This is a genomic window from Mycetohabitans sp. B2, from assembly GCF_021733735.1.
In the GTDB taxonomy this organism is placed as follows: domain Bacteria; phylum Pseudomonadota; class Gammaproteobacteria; order Burkholderiales; family Burkholderiaceae; genus Mycetohabitans; species Mycetohabitans rhizoxinica.
In genome coordinates this window covers 1-3,767 of record NZ_JAHKSP010000092.1, presented here as the reverse complement: position 1 = coordinate 3,767, position 3,767 = coordinate 1, and the positions used below count along the sequence as shown (strand labels likewise).

The window sequence follows — 3,767 nt, the reverse complement described above, 5'->3', positions numbered from 1 at the left end:
GGGCAGGCGGGCCGAAACATGCGCGCGCAAGGTGCTCGCCAGTGGCTCGTCCGCTTCGGCCCGCACATACGCCACCAGCCGCTTGTCCGACCCCTCACCGCACGCGAGCACCACTGCATCCTGCACCTGCGGGTGCGCCGTTAAGCACGCTGCGATCTCGCCCAGTTCAATCCGAAAACCGCGGATCTTGACTTGCTCATCGTTGCGCCCCACGAACTCCAGATGGCCGTCCGGTAAATACCGTGCCAAATCCCCAGTCTTATACAGCCGCGCATCGGCGTCCTCTGAGAACGGATCCGGCACAAAGCGCTCGGCGGTCAGCGCCGGGCGGTTCCAATAGCCGCGCGCGACGCCTGCGCCACCGATGTATAGTTCACCGACTGCACCCAGGGGCACCGGCTGGCTGTGTGCGTCCAGCAAATAAATGCGCGTGTTGGCAATAGGTCGGCCAATCGGGACCGCACCGCTGAAGTCACGTGCACCACGCCATGCTGTGGCACACACGGTTGTCTCCGTGGGGCCGTAGGCATTAAAAACCGTGCTTTGGTCGACCAAGTTTCGAACCAACGTCGCACTGGGCGCTTCGCCTGCCAGAATCAGTGTTAAGGACAGACCAAAACTGGACAAATCTGCGCCATGTTGAAGCAGTGCTGGCGGTAAAGTCGCGTGCGTAATCGCATGGCTTGCCAAATAGTCCCACAAAGCATGCCGATCCTGCCGGGCCGCCTCGAGGGGCAAATACAACACTGCACCGCTGCCAAAGGCCATCCAGATTTCGGATGCACTCGCATCAAAGCTGAACGACGCAAACTGCAAAATGCGGCTGGTTGGCTGCACCCCAAAACAGGCAATCTGCGCCAGAGCAAGGTTCACCACGCCTCGATGCTCGACCATCACGCCCTTCGGGGTACCGGTGGAGCCCGACGTATAAATCACATACGCCAGATGCCGGGCCGTCAGGCCCGCCACCGACGGATTCGTGTCCGGCAACGCCGGCAAGGTAACCGGATCGAGCACCGTGCAGGATGCGAGCGCCGCGTCGCCTAACGCAGCGCGCCCGGCCGCATCCGCGAGCACAATGTTCGGGGATGCATCAACAAGAATGTGCGCCAAGCGCTCGCCCGGATACGCTGGATCCAGCGGCACATACGCACCCCCAGCCTTTAAAATCGCCAGCACCCCCACGACCAACGCGGCACTGCGCTGCACGCAGATCGCCACCCGTGCATCGGGCCTGACGCCCAACTCGATCAACTGGTGTGCGAGGCGATTAGCTTGTGCGTTCAGCTGCGCATAGCTCAGCGTCTGCGCTTCATACACCAGCGCCGGCGCCTCGGGCGTGCGCTCGACCTGCGCTTCGAACAACTGGTGCACGCACAAGTGCGACGGATAGTCCCGCTGCGTCGCATTCCACGTGTCAAGCAGCAACTGACGCTCCGCCTCGGGCAGCACCTGCAACCGCTGCACTGCGGTGTCGGGCACCGCCTCGAGCACGTCGGCCAAGCTGTGCAGCGCCCGCTGCATATACGCGCACACCCGCTCGGGCTCCAGCGGCGGCACGCTCTGGGCCGTTAGCCCCAACGACTGCCCATCATCTTCCACTGACAGCCCAATTGGATAATTGGTGCGCTCCTGCCCGCTCAACAGTTCCACACCCGATAGCCCGCTGCGCTCATTCGAGCCCATCGCATTGTGCCGGTAATTGAGCAGCGCACTGAAGAGCGGCGTGCCCGACGGCACGCCGTTGCAGCGCTGCGCGAGCGCCAGCGACGCATGCTCATGCTCGAGCAACGCCGCCAGCCGCGCATGCGTGCTCCGCACACACGCCTCCACACTGCCGTCCAAATCCACACGCAGTGGCAACGTATTGATAAAGAGCCCCATCGCACGATCGGCACCCTCACCCGCTTGCATCCGACCGAACAGTACGGTGCCAAACACCACGCGTGATTGGCCGCTCGCGCGCGCCAGCACCTGCGCCCATGCCAAATGACATAGGCTCGCCAGACTGACGCCCAACCGTTTGGCGTGCCCGCGCAGCCGGTCGTTCAACGCCGGCGGCAGCATCCGGTGGGCTTCGCTCACGTCACTGCCGTCGCGCTGTACCTGTGCGAGCCCAAACGGCAAGGTCGGCTCCACGTCCGCGAGCAGCTCGGTAAAAAAGCGCGCATGCTCGGCTTCACTGACACCCAACCTGGCTTGCGCGACCAGATGACGGAACGGCTGCGCCGGCGGTAGGGTGTCGCCTCGACCCTCGATGAACGCCCGCACCTGCGCGTGCATCACCTCCAGCGTCGAGTGATCGCCAATCAAATGGTGCAGCCGCTGCGTGAGTAGCCAGCGCCCCCTACTCTCCTGCGCAATCGCACAGTGCAGCAGCGGCGCTTGCGTCAGATCCAGCCGCGTGTGACGCGGATCAAAGCGCCGCGCCAATTGCGCCGCAATCGGCCCGTCAGCGGCATCCAGCGTCAGCTCGGTCACCGGCAACCGCACGTGGCGCCACACCACTTGCGCAGGCGTGGACACGCCTTCCCAGACGAACGCGGTGCGCAAAATATCGTGGCGATCAATCACCTGCTGCAGCGCGTGCAGATACTGGTCAAGCCGCGCGCGACTGTCGAAAGCCAGCTGCACCATCAGCAGATATGGATCGCCTGTGCTGGCCAGCAGATGGTGAAACAGTAGCCCGTCTTGCAGCGGCGACAGGGCATAAATGTCCTGGATATTGGCCCCCCCTCCCGGCACCTGCTCGACAATCTTATCAATGTCCGCTTGCGTCAGCTCAATGAGCGGCAGCATCGACGGCGTAATCGCCGTTGTGTCAGGCGTGATCGCGTTCGCAGGCACCACCACGTCACGGCGCTGGCCCAACGTCTGCGCCAATGCAGTGAGCGTCGGTGCCTCAAATAGCGCCCGCACTGACACACTCAAGCCCCGACGCCGCAGACGTTCAATGAGCTGCACCGCCAGCAGCGAGTGGCCCCCGAGCGCAAAGAAGCTGTCGTGCCGACCCACACGCTTCACACCCAAGAGCTCAGCCCAAATCTCGGCTAACGTCGTCTCCAGCTCGCCTTGCGGCGCTTCATACGCTTGATGCGCCAGTGCCTCGTCATCCGGTGCGGGCAGTGCACGCCGATCGAGCTTGCCGTTGGGCGTCAGCGGCCACGCGTCCACTTGCACAAACGCACTGGGCACCATATACTCAGGCAGCTTCGCCGCCACCTGCGCGCGCAGTGTGCTCGCCAGTGGCTCGTCCGCTTCGGCCCGCACATACGCCACCAGCCGCTTAGCCGAGCCCTCGCCTGTTGCTAGCACCACCGCATCACGCACTTGCGGATGCGCCGTTAAGCACGCCTCAATCTCACCCAGTTCAATCCGAAAACCGCGGATCTTGACTTGCTCATCGTTGCGCCCCACGAACTCCAGATTGCCGTCCGGTAAATACCGTGCCAAATCCCCAGTCTTATACAGCCGCGCATCGGCGTCCTCTGAGAACGGATCCGGCACAAAGCGCTCGGCGGTCAGCGCCGGGCGGTTCCAATAGCCGCGTGCCACGCCTGCGCCACCGATGTACAGTTCACCAACCGCACCCAGTGGCACTGGCTGCCCGGGCGCATCGAGCAGATAGATCCTTGTGTTCGCAATCGGCCGGCCGATTGGCACGGTGTCCTCTGTGTAGTTTGCCGGGCAGCTCCAGGCCGTCACATCAATTGCCGCTTCCGTCGGACCATACAAGTTATACAGCTGCGCGCTCGGTAACAGTGTTT

At 63.4% G+C, this 3,767-nt stretch carries 1 protein-coding gene; it reads right to left on the bottom strand.

The features are described from left to right. Positions 1-3,767, bottom strand: a 3,767-nt coding sequence (locus tag KPG66_RS16845; RefSeq protein WP_237071594.1) for an amino acid adenylation domain-containing protein, incomplete at both ends; no start/stop codon positions are given.